We start from the raw sequence: 17,975 nt of genomic DNA, 5'->3' as shown, positions 1-17,975 counted from the left end.
GGCATATCAACTTCATTGCAGGGAATGCTTACTATCCCGGCAAAAGCGCTGCTGAAAAGAAATACAGATATTACCAATGGCACAATTATTTTTTTCATGGTAACTAAAATGCAATTGCAATATAAATAGTTTTGAGAAAAGTTGGTTTATAAACAACATCGTAAATTTTATTTTATCTCGTGATTTTATTTATCATTCCATTTGTTAGTCCACAACACGCCTGCACTTTTTCGACAACATATCCATTTTTTTCGGCATATTTAATGGCTTTCATTGACGGAAGAGCAATATTCTTAATGCCTTCTGTTATTGCCTCCTCCTCGATTTCCTGCATGCCGCGGGGACGCATACATCCCAGTGCTACATCCAATTCCTGCTCTTTACTTTTCTTTATTATAGCTCTTATTTCATCCATAGAAGGAATGTTTATATTTTCAAAATCGGTACCCTTTGTCGGGCATATAATATTTAAAACAATTTTTTTGATAGGAAATGTCTTTATTAATTCCAGAGCAGCATATTCCCCATTAATATTTCCATAATCCAATCCTATTGTAATGTGGGGGGTGACAGGAATGCCTGCATCGATTAAATTTTTCAAACTTTCTGTATATATGTTTATGCCGCCCAGTCCCATAACCTGCTTAACTGTTTCATCACTTCCGATCATATCGACAAAAGCAATATCACAGGCATTGATGAGTCTGTCAGCCATATTTTCGTCCACATACCCGGTATGAATGGCAACAATGAGGTTTGTTTCTTCTTTGATTTTTTTAAAGGCGCCTATCGCCCTTTCAAGGTTTAATATTCTTCCTTCCCTGTCACTCCCTCCACTTACAAGTATGCCTTTCCCTCCTCCATTTTCCAATTTCCTGCAATACTCAACCAACTTTTCTGAATTTCTTATCTTTTCCATCCCACCCAGATATTTTCCTTTACAGTGCCTGCACATCAGGATGCATCCTTCCGATAAGGATACGGGAGGAAAAAGCGGCTTCGGATAATATGCACGAAAAATCATTTACATTCCTCAAGAAAGTTATGAAATATCTGGGCACCATATTCAGTATGCTCCACTTCCGGATGGAATTGCACGCCGTAAAATGGCTTGCTTTCATGTTTCATCGCCTGTATTCTGCAATTTTCTGAAGAAGCGAGCAACTCAAAATTTTCGGGCAATGCAGTAACCTCGTCGTTATGAGATTCCCACACCACCATCTTTTTTGGCAGATTTTTGAATATTTCGTCCTTTTCAATAACTGATATTTCCACCCTTCCAAATTCTGGAAGCTCCGCAGGCTCGCATTTCCCACCAAAATACCTTGCCATAAACTGATGACCTGCGCAGATTCCCATAATAGGAAAATCTGCTTTCCTCAGATATTCCCCACAATTTCCCAATTCTCCTGAAAGCCCCACTCGGGGCGCTCCCCCAGAAAGCACGATGGCATCTGCATCTAAAATTTTTTCAAATGGGATTGTATTTGGAACAATTTCTGCTTCGACATCAAGATAACGCAATGTTCTCCATTCCCTGTGAGTCCACTGACCGCCATTATCAACAACATACACTTTCATGACTTGTCAACTTATTTTGTCATTTTAATATTTCTCTTATAGGAAAAATTATGCGGGGGGAGCGATTCGAACACTCGAAGACCTGCGTCACAGGGTCCTAAGCCCTGCCCCTTTGACCGCTCGGGTACCCCCGCAACATTAGTAGTATTAGGTTTCTATATTTATTAATATTTAAATATTTGACTACAAAATCTACCCAATGTCCTGCTCCAACTCCAGAACCTTTTTTGTAATGGGGGCAAAAGTAAAGTCCTTTATAACAATTGATCTGCTCAGACTGTATGTTCTTATCACCGGATTTTTTGCTATCCATTTTTTTCCTTTCAAAAACTGCATTTTCTCTACTTTATCGGTTTTATATTCCTCATAATTTGTGTATGCCCCTATTATTACGGTTTCAAATCTCCTCGTCGCCATAAATATGACTCTGTCATTCAGCAGAGTTTTAACCTCGTCTCCGTCAAAATCGGGTGGATTTGAGGGATCATAACGAATATGATAAAACGCCAGTATTTCAAATCCTACTTTGCTCAAATTTGGCATCTTGAACTGCTTTATGTAACCATTTTCCTCAAATCTTTTTCTCATTCTCGAGACAGTATGCCTTGATACGTTCAAAAGGTTCCCTATTCTTTTATCAGATTCTTCAGGATATTTAACAAGTCCGTGAAATACAATCTTTTCATTTCCGGATAAATGAATTTTTTTGCCTTTTTCGAGAGGATCTTCCTCATCATCATTTTTTTCTATTCTAAAATATTTTTTTATAAGGGGCGGGTAATAAAAGAAGCGATAAATTTTGCTAATATCAAAAGGGAATATAGCTTCTGTTGGATAATCCTTCTCCAGCAATCCAAGCTTTCCGAATGTCTCCGTGCGAACATCATTTATTTTTCCAATATTTGTATAGTCTCTTGACAAACTCAGTGAAAAACCTTTCTCAAATTCCCCCAACGAGAAGAATAGTTCCTCTGATACTTCTATTTTCTCTTCAGTTACCTCGATTCTTTTTTGTAAGGGTATAACCGGGTTAAAATTCGTATAGCTCACTACCAGAATTTCACACCCAAAATTTTGAAGCATGGGCAGTCTTATCGTTCTGAAATAGTCATGCTCTCTCAACCTCCGCCTTATGGAAATTACCGTAGAGTGTTTCAAACCCAATTTTTCTGAAAGTTCTTTGTCTTTTAGCGTGGGATACCTCACCAATCCATAAAGAACGAGCTTTTCATTATCGGTTAGTTTGATTCTCACAGTGGAGGAAATACTTTTTTGGAATTAAAAGTTTTCTATTTCACTTAAAATGTAGACACACAACGTTAGAATGTAATTTTTTATGTTTTTAGTGGCGATATTTTTATTATTATGCTATATTGCGCAAGAAATTTTAGCGCACATGAAATTATTGGTACGATTATATAATGCTGAAGAATAGTTTTGGAGACGGTGAATGAGCCACCAAAAAATCATTCTATACAAAAAAAACTTGCAGATGGCTGCAAATACTGTGAGAAGGGCTCAAAAATGGTTCTTCTCGTAACGGGCTTATGCCATTCAAACTGTTTTTACTGTCCCATATCTGAAAAAAAGAAAGGAAAAGATGTCATCTATGCTAATGAACTGCTGGTAAAAAAAGAAGGAGAAATTCTGGAGGAAGGAGAATTAATGGAGGCGGAAGGCACGGACATAACTGGAGGGGAGCCTTTAGAAGTTGCTGACAAAACAGCACGCATCATAAAAATGCTGAAGGAATATTTTAGGGATAACCACTACATCCACCTCTACACTTCTATGATGGACGGAAAAAAAATCGAGAAATTGGTTGCATCTGGGCTGGACGAGATAAGGTTCCGCCCGCATGTGTCCTCATGGGAGAAAATCGATACTAATTTTAAAAAAATCATTGCAGACCTGCCAATAGATGCAGGAATAGAGATTCCTCTTATACCCCATATGAAAAAAGAAATGAAACAGCAGAATCATATGATATCGATTTTATTAATCTCAACGAGCTTGAATTTTCAGAAACAAATTTTGAGGAAATGGAAAGGTATGGTACGCCATAAAAAGCGATATATCAAGTGCTGTAGGAGGCAGTGAGGAAATGGCATATGAGATTTTAGACTGGGATATATCCGTACCAATTCATTATTGTTCATCTTCTTTTAAGGACGGCATTCAATTAAGAAGGAGGATAATGAGGAGGGCAAGAAATGTTGCAAAATTGTATGATGTAATAACCGAGGATGGAACGTTATTAAAAGGGATAATTCTTGCGGACAAAACAGCTATAAAAAATATAATAGAAGAATTTTCGATAGACGAAACCCTGATAAAGTAGGATGAGGAAAAGAAAAGGATAGGAGCATCTTTTTTTATACTCGAAGAGATATCTGATAAATTGCCTTACAGGTGCTATATCGTGGAGGAATACCCAACGGCAGATAGACTTGAGGTAGAAAGAGAGCCATTATAGGTTTTGAAGAATATCTAAAGTATACTCAGGAATTGTTATAAACATCTTTTTGTTTGTAGAGGTAAGTGAAAGGATGTCCGGTAAGGTTTTTGGGAGCGAGGAATATCCAATTCATGTAAAATACCTTGTAGCAGTAATTATTATTTCAGTGGCAATAGCCATTATCCTTCTTCTTCTTCCACATCATGTGAATATTAACTCCCCTAACATCATATTTCTGGACGGAGTTATAGAAATCAGCCGTAATGAATATGTCCACTATTTCAACCTCTCAGAAAATGAAGAAGAGATCCCGTCCTGGGCAATAAAGGTGAAGGTCTTCAATCCCAGAAATAGCACCTCGATAGAGGGTGCAAGAGTATTTATATACGGGGCGGGCGGAAACGGCACAAATTTTACGGATGAAAATGGAATTGCCAGTATTGTAGTAAGTGGGTGCAATATCCCTAAAAATAAGGATGCAGTCAAGCTTAGCATTGAAGTTACCAAGGATAAATACAGGCCTTTAAATTGGAAAGATGTTATAATATTTTGCCGATAAAAATACTGCCGTTAATGAAAACTACTTTCCCTTCATTTCTTTCTCCAGCATCTTTTTTCTTTCTTTTGCCGTCCGCCCAGTTGCCTCAAACAAAAAATCATTCCATTTTTTTATTACATCAATACTGCCTGACATACCGGCAATAGGTTCTGTTTCAATTAACAGATTATTCTTTTCTTTTCTCATATACACTTTTCCTATGCCATCTACGATAAAATTCATTCCTTTCTCAACTTCCCCACTCGCCCCGAAATAATTCTTTATTATGGCATTCACGTCAGGATTGTGCCCTTTTTTTATCGAATATTCTCGCATACTTATCGAAATGCTTTTTCGATTATAAGGCTTTGCAAAACCTAATTTTTATATACCAATTTATATTGCCATACAGATAGATGCCGGCGTAGCTCAGTATGGTGGAGCACTCGGCTGTTAACCGAGCGGTCACCGGTTCAAATCCGGTCGCCGGCGTACTTTCTAATTTTTAAAGTCAGAAATAAACCAAAAAAAAGTTATATGCGTTTCGTATCCCCCCCCTATGAAATTGGCAAATCCTGCACCACTGGGTCTTATGGGTTTTGGAATAACTACCGTGCTGTTAAATATACATAATGCCAGCCCCGGTTCATTCCCGCTTGGTTCAATGGTTCTTGCAATGGGCATATTTTACGGTGGAATGGCACAGATTTTCGCTGGATTGTTGGAATATAAAAAAGGGAATACGTTTGGAGTGACGGCTTTCACCTCTTACGGTCTGTTCTGGCTATCACTTGTCGCTCTTCTTATAATGCCAGATATCATAAGCAGCGGAACATACGCCGGTGCAACAGGCCCTGAATTCATGGGATGGTACTTTTTCATGTGGGGTTTGTTTACCATGATGATGTTTATCAGTACGTTGAAGGCAAATACGGGCTTGCAGGCAGTATTCTTCACATTATTCGTGCTTTTTTACCTACTGGCACTGAGAGATTGGGGGATGATCAGCGGCAGATGGATTGGCATAGAAGGAATAATATGTGGACTGATTGCGATATATGTGGCCATGGCTGAAGTTATCAATGAGACATATGGAAAAACCATTTTGCCATTGGGGGAGCCAATCATAAAATAAGCAGAGAGGGAAAAAGACGCAGGCATCCGCCTTTATGCGCCCCCTTAGAAAAAGAGTATATTGCTGCTACAAATAACTTTTTATTCTTTCTTTCAGTGCTTCTTTAGCCATAACGCCCATTATCATGTCAGCCATCTCTCCTGTCTTGAATATCATCAGGGTCGGGATGCTCATGATGCGATATTTCATTGCTATCTCCTGATTTTCATCGGTATTAATCCTTGCAAAAACAACTCCGTCCATCTCTTGTTCCAATTCATCTATTATCGGGGCCATCATGAGGCACGGGCCGCACCAGGGCGCCCAGAAATCTACAATCACCGTGTCATGACTTTTTACAAATTCCTGAAAGTTTTCTGATGTTAGTTCTACCGCCATTCATTCACCATACAGGATGGATGGACATAGCCATATATATCTTTCACGCTGAAAACGATTTATACTCATTTTTATTCCTTGCCCAATGAAAATGAAACCCCGTTGCATACCGTGCCTGCTCAACCGCATTATCTTCGAATCCGACCTGGCAAATGCAAGCCAAGAAAAGCAGGAAGAAATAATGAAAAAGACTGCACAAAAATTGCTGGATGAATACGGCGGAAAAAAAAGCTCTGCACAAATTGCAAGCATCGTTCACAAAATGGCATATGAGATACTAAAAAACCCAGACCCATATAAAGAACTCAAGGAAAGAAGCAACGAAATCGCAAAAAAAATTCTTCCAGAGGCAGAGAAATTTATAAATGGAAGCAGCGATAAACTTGAAGCAGCCATAATTTGTTCAGTAATCGGCAATTCCATAGATTTTGGCATTGCCGGCAGCGCTTCCTCACCAGAAGAATTAGAGAAAAAATTTGATGATGAAATTAAAGAGGGACTGCAGCATGATGATTTAGATAAGGTAAAGAAATATTTGAAAGGCGATATTCTTTATTTCACAGATAATTGCGGGGAAATAGTATTTGATAAGCTCGTCTGCCGGGAATTAAAAAGATATGATATCAATTTAACGCTCGTGGTGAAAGGTGCTCCCGTTCTTACCGATGCAACATATGAAGATGCCGTTTCACTTCATTTCAATGATGTCACCGATAAAATAATGACAACCGGGGCATTTGCGGTGGGTGTTGAGTTTAACAAAATATCGGATGGATTAAAGCGTAAACTGGAAAATGCATCTTTAATCATATGCAAGGGAATGGCAAATTATGAGGGATTTTCAGAAACAGATTATAAACCAATTGCTTACTTTCTAAAAGTGAAATGTAAAAGCATTGCCGAAGATATGCATCTGCCCCTGGGTGCAAATGCGATAAAATTGTATGATCGCTAAAAAGCGCTACGGCTTGCTCCACTCCCCCGTTTTTAAGTATTCATCTATGGCAAGGATGATAGCAGTCTTTCCACTTCCATCTTTCCCTCCCTTACCTTGTTCACTCTCAATTCCATGTTGAAATCATTTATTATTGTGCCTTCTTTCTCTGCCCAAGCAGGATATGGCAACATAATGTCAGCCGCATTACTACTTCCAAGAATTATAGTAAAACCATCGAGCCTTTCCTTGAGATTCCCAATGACTAGGTAGTTCCTCGCTTTTGGAACACGGTGTAAGCCGAACTTTAGCAACCCTGTCTCGTTGACACCTCGGTGGAGTATTAACGTAGGTGCATCTAAAGATGCTGCTGGGGCTTCCAAAATAGCAAAATCATAATCCTCCTCAACTATCCTGACACCGTTTTTCTGAGCCTGTCTCAGGAATAACTTGAGATAGGGGTAATTTTTCAAATCTGCTTTTACGAGAATACGCTTGGCAGTAAGCAGATTCTCATAGTTTGCAGTGGAAACTCCCTCCTTGACAAGGGCACCGATCTTGAGGTTATGTTTTGCAGCCAGATTCTTGAAGTACAGAGCTTCTTCCTGCATCACTTCGGGTGTCAGGACTATCGCCATGTCTCTCATGTGACTCTTGATTATTTCTACTGCTTCATCCCAAGTTATTTTTTTAAGGCCATTCTCGTTAACCATCACTTCTTCTGCTTTGCTCTCCCAAAGACGATCAAATCTCCCCCTATCGCACAAATGCCCATTGTTCCATGAAGGCGACTTGGAGGATGCCCTGATAAGCATTCCATCATAAACCTCTATGTTCATCTCGCAACCCAGACCGCATCCATTACAAACTGTCGGGATTAATTTGGTTTCCCACGGCCCGGGCTTGACAAAGGGTGGTTTTTCTGTTATTGCCCCTGTCGGGCATACGTCAATCATATCCCCAAGGAAATAGCCCTTCATATCCCCGAGGGAGTTATCTGGAGGCGGTGAAATCTTTGTCTTAAATCCTCTCGACATGTAGTCTACTACCCCCTCTCCTGTAATTTCCTGCGTTATGTTTACGCACCTCCCGCAGAGTACACATTTGTTGTTATCTAATGTAATGTGTGGATGACTCTCATCGATTTTGAAATCGTTTTGTTCCCCAAGAAAAGCATCTTGTTTTGCATCATAGAGTGTGGAATACTCTCTGAGTTTACAATTAAAAGCTTCCATGCATCCACATGACACGCACCTGCGAGTTTCCTCGAACGTTTCTTTCTCTCCTATGGTTCTCTCAACCTCCATGAAGTCCCCGATTCTTTCCTTTGCATCCCTGATTCTTTTTTTAATTCTTGGAATCTTCTCAACATGCTCGTAGTCTTCCTCCGTGACAGACTTCCAGTGATTGTATTGCCTCAAATCGAAAACCACACTGTAAATCTCATCGTCTTTAATTATACCCTCTATGTGTTTTGAAGGTTCCAAGAGCGCCTCTTTAACTTTCCCGAGCTTATTTTTTAGATAGAAATCTATCATTATGGCTGCTTTTCTGCCTTCCGCTATGGATTCAATAACCGTCGAAGGGCCCATTACCAAATCTCCGCCTGCAAAAACTCCTTCCAGGTTTGTTTGTAACGTAACGTTATCAACCGTGGCTTTCCCTCTCATCGATTCAATACCCAAGACATTCAAAAATCCTTCATCGCAGTACTGCCCAATGGCCAGAATGACGTTATCCGCCCCCTCAATGAAGTTTGAGTTCTCGATAGGCAGAGGTACCCTCCGACCGCTCGCATCGGGCTCCCCAAGCTCCATTTTTATCAGTTCAACCTTCTCGACTTCCTTCCTCCCGTAGAATCCCACGGGGTTCGTCAAGAAAAGGAATCTAACGCCCTCTTCCCCAGCCTCCTCCACTTCCTGCTCGTTTGCCGGCATTTCCATTCTCGAACGCCTGTAAACAATGGTAACCTCTGCACCTAACCTTAGGGCTGTCCTTGCAACGTCTATGGCAGTATTCCCGCCCCCAACGACAATGACTTTTTCCCCAATATCTACTTTTTCACCTGTATTGACCTTGCGCAGAAAGTCGATTCCATGCATGACACCTTTCAGCCCCTCTCCTTCAATTCCCATGATTCTGCTCTTCCAAGCACCCACAGCCAAAAACAGTGCATCGTACTTACCCCTGAGCACCTCCAAGCTTACGTCCTTCCCAACCGTGCAGTTGGTCTCGATTTCAATCCCTGTATTTGTCACGGTATCTATATCTTTATCCAGCACATTCTTGGGCAGTCTGTATTCCGGAATGCCATATCGCATCATTCCGCCGAGCTTGGGCATAGACTCAAATATCCTGACTTCATGTCCCATGACCCTTAAATAGTAAGCACAGGCCAGGCCAGCCGCCCCTCCCCCGACCACAGCAATTCTTTTGCCGCTCGATGGCGGGATATGGGGCATCCATGGGCCATTTTCTAAGTCATAGTCGGCAGCAAATCGCTTAACCTGCCTTATTGCTACCGGCTCGTCTACTAAATTTCGCCTGCATTTCTCTTCACAAAAAGCGGGACAAACTCTACCCAATACTGCTGGCAGAATGTATTTTTCCTTCATTAACTTAACAGCCTCGTGATACCTACCCATCGCGATTAAAGCCAAGTAACCTTGCACATCGCCATGTGCAGGGCATCCGTCCTGACAAGGGCCTATGCAATCGCCTTTGTGATCTGAAAGCATCAACTCCAAAGCTCTCCGCCTCATTTCGATGATTCTATCGGTGAGTGTCTCAACTTTTAAACCTTCTCTGGGTTTTAGCGTACAGGCGGTCACTGTTTCACCATCAGCCTCGACTAAACAAAGCCTGCAAGAGCCGTAGGGGTCGAGCATGGGCACATGGCACATCCCTGGTACGTGTTCTCCTTTTTCCATCAGGAATGTTAAAAGGGTTTTATCCTCAGGAACATCCATTTCTTTCCCGTCAATCACCATCCTGACCATTTTAATCATCCTCACAAGCATCCCTAATTTCTATGGCTCCAAACTTACACACTTCATAGCATGTTCTGCATTTGATACAGTTCTCCTGATTAATTTTATGAGCTTTCTGTTTCTCTCCACTAATCGCCTTAGCAGGACAGGATCTCGCACAGGCTGTGCACCCTACACATTTGTCAGGATTTATTACATATTTTATGAGTTCCTTACAAACTTTAGCAGGGCATTTCTTCTCTTCCACATGGGCCAAATACTCATCCTTAAAGTATCTGAGCGTTGTCAGAACAGGTTTTGGCGCGGTTTGCCCAAGACCGCAGAGCGAGCCATCCAAAACTTGAGGGGCCAGCTTTTCCAAGGATTTCATGTCCTCTAATGCACCATTTCCTTTGCTTATTTTATCCAAAATTTCCCACATCCTCTTTGTGCCAAGTCTACAAAAAGTACATTTTCCGCAGGATTCTTTTACCGTAAAATCAAGGAAAAATTTCGCTATGTCGACCATGCATGTATCCTCATCCATCACAACCATTCCACCGCTACCCATTATCGCTCCTGTTTCAGTTATCGACTCATAGTCGACAGGAATGTCAAAAAGCTTCTCGGGGATGCATCCGCCTGAAGGGCCGCCTAACTGAACCGCTTTAATATTTTTGCCTGTTTTTGTCCCGCCGCCTATCTCGTAAAGTATTTCTCGTAACGTAAGGCCCATTGGCACCTCAACATTTCCACCTCTCTTTATCTTGCCTGCAAGAGCAAAAACCTTCGTTCCCCTGCTTTTCTCCGTACCGATCTTCGCATACTCCTCCCAGCCATGATTTATAATCCAAGGAATATTCGCCCAGGTTTCTACGTTGTTTATGTTAGTCGGCTTTTCCCACAAACCCTTTTGAGCAGGGTACGGCGGCCTTGGCCTCGGCATTCCTCTCTTCCCCTCAATAGATGCCATCAGGGCTGTTTCTTCACCGCAAACGAAAGCTCCGGCCCCCTCCTTTATCTTTATGCCAAAAGAGAATCCTTTTCCAAGAATATCATTTCCCAAAAACTCTTTATCCCTTGCCTGATCCAAAGCCTTTTTTAGCCTCTTAATCGCCAGAGGATACTCCGCCCTAGCATATACGAATCCCTGGGTGGCCCCAATTGCATAAGCGCCTATTACCATCCCCTCTATCACGCGGTGAGGATCTCCTTCAAGAACATTTCTGTCCATGAAAGCTCCGGGATCCCCCTCATCAGCATTGCAAATAATGTACTTCACATCACCTCTGGCTTCCCTTACAAATTTCCATTTTAAACCTGTGGGAAAGCCGGCGCCCCCCCGCCCTCTAAGCCCAGATTTTGTAATGCTCTCAATTATCTCCCCGGGCTTCATTTCCAGAGCTTTTTCAATCGCTTTATAGCCGCCGGTAGCAATATACTCTCCTATGTCTTCGGGATCGATATAGCCGCTGTTTTCTAGGACTATTTTCTTCTGCTTTTCGAAATAACCGTCAATATCCCGAGTTTTTCTAATGCCATTCTCATACCAGTCCCTTTTAACCATCCATTCTTCGATCGTCTTTCCTTTTATTACATGCTCTTCTATAATCCTGGGAACTTCATCTGGCGTTACACCCCCATATGTTATGATTTCGTCTTCTGTAACTATGCTGACGAGGGGCTCTCTGTAACACATCCCAACGCAGCCAACAACTTTAAGTGGAACATTTAAATTCCTCTCTTTAAGCTCTTTCTTGATGGATTCATAGGTTTCCTTTGCCCCAGCTGCTACCCCGCAGGAGTTCATACCGACGGCAATAGCCTTAATCATTCAGCTCACCTTTTTTGAGATGCTTCGCAAGTTTTCTGACCTTATCTGGTGTCAGATTTCCATAAACTTTATCATGTATCATTACTACAGGTGCCAAACTGCAGCAGCCGAGGCAGGCAACCCTCTCAAGGGTTACTAAGCCATCTTCTGTTGTTTCGCCCTCCTCAATACCGAACTCCCCTCTAATTGCCTGGGAGATGTTTATGCCACCATTTACGTGACATGCGGTGCCGTGACAAATCTTTACCATATATTTTCCAAGCGGTTTGAATCTAAACTGTGAGTAAAAAGTCGCTACACCATAAGTTCTACTTAGAGGAATATCCAAGTAACCCGAAATTTCCTGAAGAGCTTTCTTTGGCAAATAACCAAAAGCCTTTTGGGTCTCCTGTAACAGAGGTATTAAAGAACTCTGGCTTTTCTCATATTCACGAATATAATTCAAATCTTTCATTTTTTATCGCCTTTCTTCATTTGCCGCAACGACTAGCCCATTTTCACTCTTTTTATATGCAGAGCTAATGGTTCCATGCCAGTTATTTTGAACATAGGACGCAAAGGTGAATCAAAAACACACTGTTAAATTTTTTGTTAATTCTGGCGTTTTCCCAGGACATTTAACAAAAAATCTATATAAAAGAAAAGTCATTTACTCTCCTAAATGAAAATCAGAAAGCCATCTATTCTCCTATTCGCCATTCTCGCCATTATATTAGTCCTGCCGGCTTCAGTCCATGGAGCGTGGTTTTATCTTCATGATGAGACGGCGCCGGGATACACAAACGTCTTGCTGATGGATACATCCGAGCCGAGCAAACTGACCGATTCATATCGGGATGTGAATGTGGGCGCCGCAAGGTGGTACACAGCCCCCTTCAGTTCTGACCAGAAAATCTACGGCGATGTGAGCATAACTCTTTTTATAGAGGCATATTTTTTAAGGACTGATATAATCCCCCTCCAATTCAGGGTTGTGAGAATATTTCTTCTGGACGTTTCATCTTCTGGTGTTGAGGACGAAATAGCATCAACAATGGCAACCCCCATATTTTTTATTTCAAATGAGACGGTCAAGCAAAAAACATTCAATATCAAAAATGTTGATTATACGATTTCGGCAGGCCATTCCATGGGGTTAAGGGTTGAGAAAACAGTGGATGTACTCTCATATTTTCCATTCAGTGTTTTATCTCCTTTCTTTTCGACCAACGTCCTGTATGACTCCACAATTCACCCATCATTGGTAAAGGTGCCTTTTAATACGACACAGGGGGGGATAGAACTTGAATGCTACCCCCAGCAACAATCCGTCAAACCGGGAAATGAAGTAACTTATGAGATTGCCGTATGGAATAAGGGCAATGAGGACGAAACGGTTGTGTTATCATACGATTATTCTGGAGATTGGCACGTGGAGCTTAATCCCAGCACCATTAACGTTGATGCCAATTATCTCAACTATTCTGATATGAAGGTGGCACCTCCTGAGGATGCCGAGCCAGGATCTTTTCTGAATCTCACGATATACGCCAAAGGAATCACCGGAACAGATTCTCTGTGGATAAATACAACGGTATCAGAGTTCGTTTACGGTGTTGACGTCAGTGCTGAAGGCGGTAAAGAAGGCAAGCCGGGAGATACCGTCACGTATTCATTTACTATTAGGAATACAGGTGACCTCAGGGACAGCTATAACCTTTCTGTAATATCGGCGTGGGCGGCATCACTTGATAAGCAATTTATCACCCTTGAGCCCGGGGAAAGTGGAGATGTGTCAGCATCTGTTGAGATACCCCTCGATGCGGAAAATGGAAGTGCTAACACGCTTACTCTGACAGCCCAATCCCGGGGTTCCTCAAAGAGCGATTCGGCATCTGTAACGACAAAGGCTATTATGGCAGAGGGGGGCGGGGAAGGGGAATCTTTCTGGAGCAAGATATCTGGAAAGGTGATGTTCGCCCTCTTCGTAATGGGGGTTATTGCCCTGCTGGTCATAGTGATACTGCTGACCCTCTATGTAAAAAAATATGTGATTTTGAGTTGTGAGGAGCAGATGAAGGAAATTCCGCCGGGCTATTCAGCAGATTATACGATAACCATAAAAAATCCTCTTGAGAAAATAAGAGGGGGAAAAAACAGACTTAACTACAGGCTGGCAATAGGAGGGGATATACCCAATAAATGGAAGGCGGATATAAACAAGGAAGTAATTACGCTTGAGGGGGAAGAAAGTGCGGAAGTAGTATTGCACGTTGAGGCACCGGAAGACGCCCCTCTGGATGAATGGGCATCCATAAATGTCCTTGCCAAACCTGTAAAGAGAAGGAGCAAAAGTGAGAAAATAAACGTTGCAACCCTTCTCAGAAAGCCAAAGGTGAAAGTTGAACTTGAAAGTGTTGAGCATGAACCCGAAGTATTTAAAGAGGGGGATAAAGTCATTTCCAGCATAAAAATAGCCGATACTGGCGAAGCCCCTGCCAGCAATGCACAAGTGATTTTGTATGTGAATGGAAGAGAGAAAAACAGGATAGAAGGGCTGGCTGTTCCAGTAAACGGACATGTAGAAGTGAAGATGCCTTGGGTCGCGGAGCCGGGTGAAAACAGGATAACCATAAAAGTATTACATGAATGATCTCGTTATATTGACATTTTTTATCAACACCTGGGGCGTGAATGTTGGGACTTCCACCTCCCACCAGCATATTTGCCTGCTGTCATTTGACAATAGTTTCACATTTTTAAGAATGCGAAGCATGTTGTCACTTATTCTTATTCCCTCAACAGGATAACTTATTGCCCCATCCTCTACAAAAAATGCCCCGTCCCTGGCAATTGTTGAAAAATCTCCGGTCATGTAGTTCTGGAAACGAGTATACCATACATTGGTTACATATATGCCCCTCTCAACTCCCTCCAGCATTTCTTCCAGGGATACGTCCCCTGGCATGACTACCTCGTTCCATGGCGATGGGTATATAATGCCGGCATTTCCGGTTGTTTTTGTTTTGTGGCTGTACGCAGTTGAAGTATTGTGGAGATACGATTTTAGCTGTCCTTTATCCACTATTACCGTTTCCCCTGTTGCCAGCCCCTCATCATCAAATTTTCTCGATGCTATGCCATCTGGATGAATTCCGCTGTCTATCAATGTTATATTTTCACTTCCGATATTTTTTTTCATTTTGCCGGCCAGAAATGACATGCCGCTGTCAACATAAAATGCTGATGAAAGCACTGCCATGTAAGAAATTAGGTTTGCAAACGAAAGATGAGAAAAAATGATATCGTATTTCCCCCTTTCAATTTTTTTTGGGTGAAGAGCCATTTCAGCTATCTTTCCCGCCTCTTTTCCTGCATTTTTTTTGATTGACTTTAAAGTTCTCGAACACTGAACGGCATGCCCTGATGCCTTATCAGATGAAAATGCTCTCGTCGAAAGAGTTATCCAGCTATTTTTATCGTTTTCGTTTATGCCGCGGGACGAGCATATGTTGATAGTTTCTTTTCCAGCATAAATAATGCCTGCCACCTCCTCAGCATGCTTAAGTGCGTCGTCAATCGTTTTATTTGCAAGGGATAAAATTTTTCTTTCGTCATCAATATTTTCATCGTATTTCTTTTTATCAACGTATTTTTTCTCATTTTCCCCTAGCCCGTGATACCGTTCTTTCGGTGACAGCAATTTTATAATGCCTTCTCCATCACGTATTGCTTTTCCGACCCTTTTTCTGTCGGGATTTTCAAAAACAAGCATAAAATTTTTCTTACCTTTTGCCATAAACATTTCCAGCGTGATTTCTTCCCATTCCTTTATCGTGCTTATCTCGCTTTTGTGGAATTTAATTTGTTTTTCTTTTCTGGAAACAAGTTTGGCAACGGCATCATCCATACCGGCTTTTTTTGCCATCTCAACCGCATAACAAATCATCATCTCACCCTCACGTTTCTCAATCTTACGGCAGCTCCTCCTGTGAATACTGGCACGGGCTGCATGGGCTCACCTTTTCCGCACGTTGCTGGATAAAATTCAAGTTCCTTTCCAACCGCATCTGCAGATTGGTAGAATGACGGGGTGGTTATCTCAAGGGTAGGATGTTTCACCACATGCGCAATCTCTCCTTTGTCTATGCAATACGCTTCTTCGCCGACATATTTCTGGTTGTATCTCCTGTCATCTATATTCCACTCCATAAAAGTTGCCATATACACCCCTTTTTTTACATCCTCTACCAATTCTTCCAGTGAAAAATCTCCCGGCTCGATATAGGTATTCGCCATTCTCACTATCGGCTCCCGGTCGTATCTCGACGACCTGGCGGCGGCGTTGCTTTTCTTTCCAGTAAAAAATGCGGTCTCCCTATTATGAAGAAACTCATTTACCATCCCGTCTTTTATTAGGTACCTCTTTCTCGCTTTTACACCCTCGTCGTCATATTTGTAATAACCGTAGCTATTTGGCACTGTCGGGCCATCTATTACAGATATGCATTTATTTCCAATTTTGTTTCCCAGCATCTCCTCTTTTACAAAAGATTTTCCTGCCTGAGCGGCCTCTCTCCCCAAAATACGGTCTGCCTCAAATGGATGACCGCACGATTCGTGGGCAATGAGCCCCGTTATATACGGGCCGGCTACAATATCGAGAGCGCCTTCCGGCGGTTTTTTTCCTTCCCTGATCAGTTTTTTAAGAAAGGTTATGTCCCCTGTCAGTACATCGCCAACTTTCCATCTGTCCACAAATTCCCACCCGCCGGCGTTGCCAAAATCCCTGTTCATCTGTTCCGTTTCATTGCCCTTCCCAACAGTTATGAGGTAATAAATGGAAAGGCGTGGAACTCTTGAAGAAATTTCGGCTCCGTCCGTGTTTATGTAATATTTCTCTACCCTTTCTTCCCCATAAAAAAATAATCTTGAGAGCGTATCATCTTTTGCTATGCTGTCAAGAGACCGCAGATAATCTATTTTTTCATCGAAATCTGGAAATTTCTTTTTTTCGTTCACTCCCCACTTACCATGTACTGCTGTTTCATCGCTCAGCCCTATTTTTTCTTTTCTTTTTTGAAGCGATGCAAGTTCTATTGCTTTATCAACCGCTTTTTTTATTTCCTGTCTGTTCACAATGTTTGTGGCATAAAATCCCATCGCACCGTTAACCAGCACCCTCACGGATAAACCATTTTTTTCTGAAAACTCCGAACCTTCAACAACGCCATTTGATAACGTTATGGAATTGCCTTTCACGCTTTCCATCCTTACTTCAGCATAGTCAGCCCTTCCAGCAATTTTAAGCCCATACTCAGCAAGCCCTTCATCTATCATTTTAACCACAAAACATCAAGAAAATGAATTCCTGTTTCAGTAATTAATTTTTGGGTGGAGAAATTTGAAAAAAAATAAAACATATCCTGCCAAGGTTATTCCGAATGCCATAAGCCGCTATAACTTGTGATATACTTTAAAGGGGGTATCAAAGCTGGTGAACCGCTACAAGAACAGAACACTACGTCCAGTCAGTTTCTACTTTGAGGATGTAGCCAGTTGCATTCACAAGGTATTTAAATTAAAGTAAAATTACCATCCATGGAAATTAAAAACATGCAAGATATCTCCATCATTCAAAAAAGATTGAGAATCCTCTTCTCCACCCAAATAGAGGATAAAAGCAAGATAAAGAAAGCCTTGCAAGCTCAGGATAAATTGAGAAATAAATCTGGGGAGTGGAATGCAACGGAAACAATCAGAAAGTGGAGAGATGAGAGATGTACGTCTTAGACGCTTCAGTCGTAGCCAAGTGGTTTGTTGTTGAGGAGGGAGACGATATCGCTCTTTCCCTCAGAAAACAGTTTGAAGAAAAAGAGATAGACATTGTTGTACCTGATCTGCTTCTGTATGAAATTGCGAATGCTTTAAGTACATTTTCCAAATGACAACAGTATATTTAATTTGACACTACATTTTACTGATTCTTTTTGCGTCCTATACCAAGTGTATTCTGAAAATTTCGTAACAATTATGTAGTGTCTAAATTATATACGTTCGGTCACATGTTTGAAAGAATCAAAATCATAAATGGAAGAGGATATCGATACCTGGTTAGAAATGTTAGAATAGAGAAAACAATAAAACAGAAGGTTGTAAAGTATCTTGG

18 protein-coding genes and 2 tRNA genes are annotated in these 17,975 nt (G+C 41.5%); 9 read left to right on the top strand and 11 right to left on the bottom strand.

Translation table 11 applies throughout. From position 1 onward, the window contains the following. Positions 1-172: 172 nt before the first annotated feature. The 4 genes from U9O96_08540 to U9O96_08525 all read right to left on the bottom strand — a co-directional run bounded on the left by U9O96_08540 (position 173) and on the right by U9O96_08525 (position 2,835). Positions 173-1,024 carry a radical SAM protein gene (locus U9O96_08540; protein ID MEA2055130.1) on the bottom strand — a complete coding sequence of 284 codons (852 nt, stop codon included), beginning with the start codon at positions 1,022-1,024 and terminating at the stop codon, positions 173-175. Continuing rightward, positions 1,021-1,581, bottom strand: coding sequence for a GMP synthase subunit A (locus U9O96_08535; protein MEA2055129.1), 561 nt, complete (start codon positions 1,579-1,581; stop codon positions 1,021-1,023). Before U9O96_08535 ends, U9O96_08540 begins: the two co-directional genes overlap by 4 nt. A gap of 51 nt (positions 1,582-1,632) precedes the next feature. After that, positions 1,633-1,715 (bottom strand) — tRNA-Leu (locus U9O96_08530). A 58-nt stretch (positions 1,716-1,773) separates the two neighbouring features. After that, the gene (locus U9O96_08525) at positions 1,774-2,835 is read right to left on the bottom strand and encodes a hypothetical protein (GenBank protein MEA2055128.1); all 1,062 of its coding nucleotides are present in this window, start codon (positions 2,833-2,835) and stop codon (positions 1,774-1,776) included. 192 nt (positions 2,836-3,027) lie between these two features. On the opposite strand from U9O96_08525, the gene U9O96_08520 reads away from it, so the two are divergent. From U9O96_08520 to U9O96_08510, 3 genes are all read left to right on the top strand, one after another. Then, on the top strand, positions 3,028-3,681 hold the full coding sequence (locus U9O96_08520) for a 4Fe-4S cluster-binding domain-containing protein (GenBank protein ID MEA2055127.1): 654 nt from the start codon (positions 3,028-3,030) through the stop codon (positions 3,679-3,681). 4 nt (positions 3,682-3,685) lie between these two features. Then, positions 3,686-3,922: a hypothetical protein gene (locus tag U9O96_08515; GenBank protein MEA2055126.1), complete on the top strand. Its 237-nt coding sequence runs from the start codon at positions 3,686-3,688 to the stop codon at positions 3,920-3,922. A gap of 208 nt (positions 3,923-4,130) precedes the next feature. Then, positions 4,131-4,598, top strand: coding sequence for a hypothetical protein (locus U9O96_08510; protein ID MEA2055125.1), 468 nt, complete (start codon positions 4,131-4,133; stop codon positions 4,596-4,598). A 21-nt stretch (positions 4,599-4,619) separates the two neighbouring features. On the opposite strand, the gene U9O96_08505 is transcribed toward U9O96_08510, so the two are convergent. Further along, on the bottom strand, positions 4,620-4,913 hold the full coding sequence (locus U9O96_08505; protein MEA2055124.1) for a DUF5611 family protein: 294 nt from the start codon (positions 4,911-4,913) through the stop codon (positions 4,620-4,622). Between the two features lie 82 nt (positions 4,914-4,995). On the opposite strand from U9O96_08505, the gene U9O96_08500 reads away from it, so the two are divergent. Continuing rightward, positions 4,996-5,069 (top strand) — tRNA-Asn (locus U9O96_08500). Between the two features lie 67 nt (positions 5,070-5,136). Beyond that, positions 5,137-5,712 carry an acetate uptake transporter gene (locus tag U9O96_08495; GenBank protein ID MEA2055123.1) on the top strand — a complete coding sequence of 192 codons (576 nt, stop codon included), beginning with the start codon at positions 5,137-5,139 and terminating at the stop codon, positions 5,710-5,712. A 66-nt stretch (positions 5,713-5,778) separates the two neighbouring features. Here U9O96_08495 and trxA read toward each other — a convergent pair whose 3' ends face one another. After that, on the bottom strand, positions 5,779-6,090 hold the full coding sequence (gene trxA / locus U9O96_08490) for a thioredoxin (protein ID MEA2055122.1): 312 nt from the start codon (positions 6,088-6,090) through the stop codon (positions 5,779-5,781). 85 nt (positions 6,091-6,175) lie between these two features. Here trxA and U9O96_08485 point away from each other — a divergent pair, with 85 nt between their 5' ends. Continuing rightward, positions 6,176-7,045 carry an ARMT1-like domain-containing protein gene (locus tag U9O96_08485; protein ID MEA2055121.1) on the top strand — a complete coding sequence of 290 codons (870 nt, stop codon included), beginning with the start codon at positions 6,176-6,178 and terminating at the stop codon, positions 7,043-7,045. Between the two features lie 44 nt (positions 7,046-7,089). On the opposite strand, the gene U9O96_08480 is transcribed toward U9O96_08485, so the two are convergent. The 3 genes from U9O96_08480 to nuoE are packed head-to-tail and all read right to left on the bottom strand — an operon-like array spanning position 7,090 to position 12,281. Then, a complete protein-coding gene (locus tag U9O96_08480) occupies positions 7,090-10,032 on the bottom strand; it encodes an FAD-dependent oxidoreductase (GenBank protein MEA2055120.1) in 2,943 nt (980 codons plus the stop codon). After that, positions 10,025-11,827, bottom strand: a complete 1,803-nt coding sequence (locus tag U9O96_08475; GenBank protein MEA2055119.1) for an NADH-quinone oxidoreductase subunit NuoF — start codon at positions 11,825-11,827, stop codon at positions 10,025-10,027. The genes U9O96_08480 and U9O96_08475 overlap by 8 nt, the downstream gene beginning before the upstream one ends. Next, a complete protein-coding gene (gene nuoE / locus U9O96_08470) occupies positions 11,820-12,281 on the bottom strand; it encodes an NADH-quinone oxidoreductase subunit NuoE (protein ID MEA2055118.1) in 462 nt (153 codons plus the stop codon). Before nuoE ends, U9O96_08475 begins: the two co-directional genes overlap by 8 nt. A 207-nt stretch (positions 12,282-12,488) precedes the next feature. Here nuoE and U9O96_08465 point away from each other — a divergent pair, with 207 nt between their 5' ends. Continuing rightward, positions 12,489-14,459, top strand: a complete 1,971-nt coding sequence (locus U9O96_08465) for a hypothetical protein (GenBank protein ID MEA2055117.1) — start codon at positions 12,489-12,491, stop codon at positions 14,457-14,459. Here U9O96_08465 and U9O96_08460 read toward each other — a convergent pair. Then, entirely contained in the window at positions 14,448-15,758 is a 1,311-nt protein-coding gene (locus U9O96_08460; GenBank protein ID MEA2055116.1) for a TldD/PmbA family protein, read from the bottom strand. The two genes, U9O96_08465 and U9O96_08460, sit on opposite strands and share 12 nt — an antisense overlap. Continuing rightward, on the bottom strand, positions 15,755-17,146 hold the full coding sequence (locus U9O96_08455) for a TldD/PmbA family protein (protein MEA2055115.1): 1,392 nt from the start codon (positions 17,144-17,146) through the stop codon (positions 15,755-15,757). The genes U9O96_08460 and U9O96_08455 overlap by 4 nt, the downstream gene beginning before the upstream one ends. A gap of 261 nt (positions 17,147-17,407) precedes the next feature. Here U9O96_08455 and U9O96_08450 point away from each other — a divergent pair, with 261 nt between their 5' ends. Together U9O96_08450 and U9O96_08445 are read left to right on the top strand one after the other, a co-directional pair. After that, positions 17,408-17,599 (top strand): hypothetical protein, encoded by a 192-nt coding sequence (locus U9O96_08450; protein ID MEA2055114.1) that lies wholly within the window; start codon positions 17,408-17,410, stop codon positions 17,597-17,599. Next, positions 17,587-17,754 (top strand): type II toxin-antitoxin system VapC family toxin, encoded by a 168-nt coding sequence (locus tag U9O96_08445; protein ID MEA2055113.1) that lies wholly within the window; start codon positions 17,587-17,589, stop codon positions 17,752-17,754. Before U9O96_08450 ends, U9O96_08445 begins: the two co-directional genes overlap by 13 nt. The last annotated feature ends 221 nt before the right edge of the window (positions 17,755-17,975 follow it).

Source organism: Candidatus Thermoplasmatota archaeon (genome assembly GCA_034660695.1).
Classification (GTDB): domain Archaea; phylum Thermoplasmatota; class E2; order UBA202; family DSCA01; genus JAYEJS01.
This window is presented reverse-complemented; position numbering and strand designations above follow the sequence as displayed.

What these genes read in the sequence shown, in the direction of transcription:
- U9O96_08535 (MEA2055129.1), bottom strand. Translation starts at nt 1,581, where the DNA reads ATGAAAGTGTATGTTGTTGATAATGGCGGTCAGTGGACTCACAGGGAA.
- U9O96_08475 (MEA2055119.1), bottom strand. Translation starts at nt 11,827, where the DNA reads ATGATTAAGGCTATTGCCGTCGGTATGAACTCCTGCGGGGTAGCAGCT.
- U9O96_08465 (MEA2055117.1), top strand. Translation starts at nt 12,489, where the DNA reads ATGAAAATCAGAAAGCCATCTATTCTCCTATTCGCCATTCTCGCCATT.
- U9O96_08455 (MEA2055115.1), bottom strand. Translation starts at nt 17,146, where the DNA reads ATGATAGATGAAGGGCTTGCTGAGTATGGGCTTAAAATTGCTGGAAGG.
- U9O96_08505 (MEA2055124.1), bottom strand. Translation starts at nt 4,913, where the DNA reads ATGCGAGAATATTCGATAAAAAAAGGGCACAATCCTGACGTGAATGCC.
- trxA (MEA2055122.1), bottom strand. Translation starts at nt 6,090, where the DNA reads ATGGCGGTAGAACTAACATCAGAAAACTTTCAGGAATTTGTAAAAAGT.
- U9O96_08460 (MEA2055116.1), bottom strand. Translation starts at nt 15,758, where the DNA reads ATGATGATTTGTTATGCGGTTGAGATGGCAAAAAAAGCCGGTATGGAT.
- U9O96_08450 (MEA2055114.1), top strand. Translation starts at nt 17,408, where the DNA reads ATGGAAATTAAAAACATGCAAGATATCTCCATCATTCAAAAAAGATTG.
- U9O96_08445 (MEA2055113.1), top strand. Translation starts at nt 17,587, where the DNA reads ATGTACGTCTTAGACGCTTCAGTCGTAGCCAAGTGGTTTGTTGTTGAG.
- U9O96_08480 (MEA2055120.1), bottom strand. Translation starts at nt 10,032, where the DNA reads ATGATTAAAATGGTCAGGATGGTGATTGACGGGAAAGAAATGGATGTT.
- nuoE (MEA2055118.1), bottom strand. Translation starts at nt 12,281, where the DNA reads ATGAAAGATTTGAATTATATTCGTGAATATGAGAAAAGCCAGAGTTCT.
- U9O96_08515 (MEA2055126.1), top strand. Translation starts at nt 3,686, where the DNA reads ATGGCATATGAGATTTTAGACTGGGATATATCCGTACCAATTCATTAT.
- U9O96_08485 (MEA2055121.1), top strand. Translation starts at nt 6,176, where the DNA reads ATGAAAATGAAACCCCGTTGCATACCGTGCCTGCTCAACCGCATTATC.
- U9O96_08495 (MEA2055123.1), top strand. Translation starts at nt 5,137, where the DNA reads ATGAAATTGGCAAATCCTGCACCACTGGGTCTTATGGGTTTTGGAATA.
- U9O96_08540 (MEA2055130.1), bottom strand. Translation starts at nt 1,024, where the DNA reads ATGATTTTTCGTGCATATTATCCGAAGCCGCTTTTTCCTCCCGTATCC.
- U9O96_08510 (MEA2055125.1), top strand. Translation starts at nt 4,131, where the DNA reads ATGTCCGGTAAGGTTTTTGGGAGCGAGGAATATCCAATTCATGTAAAA.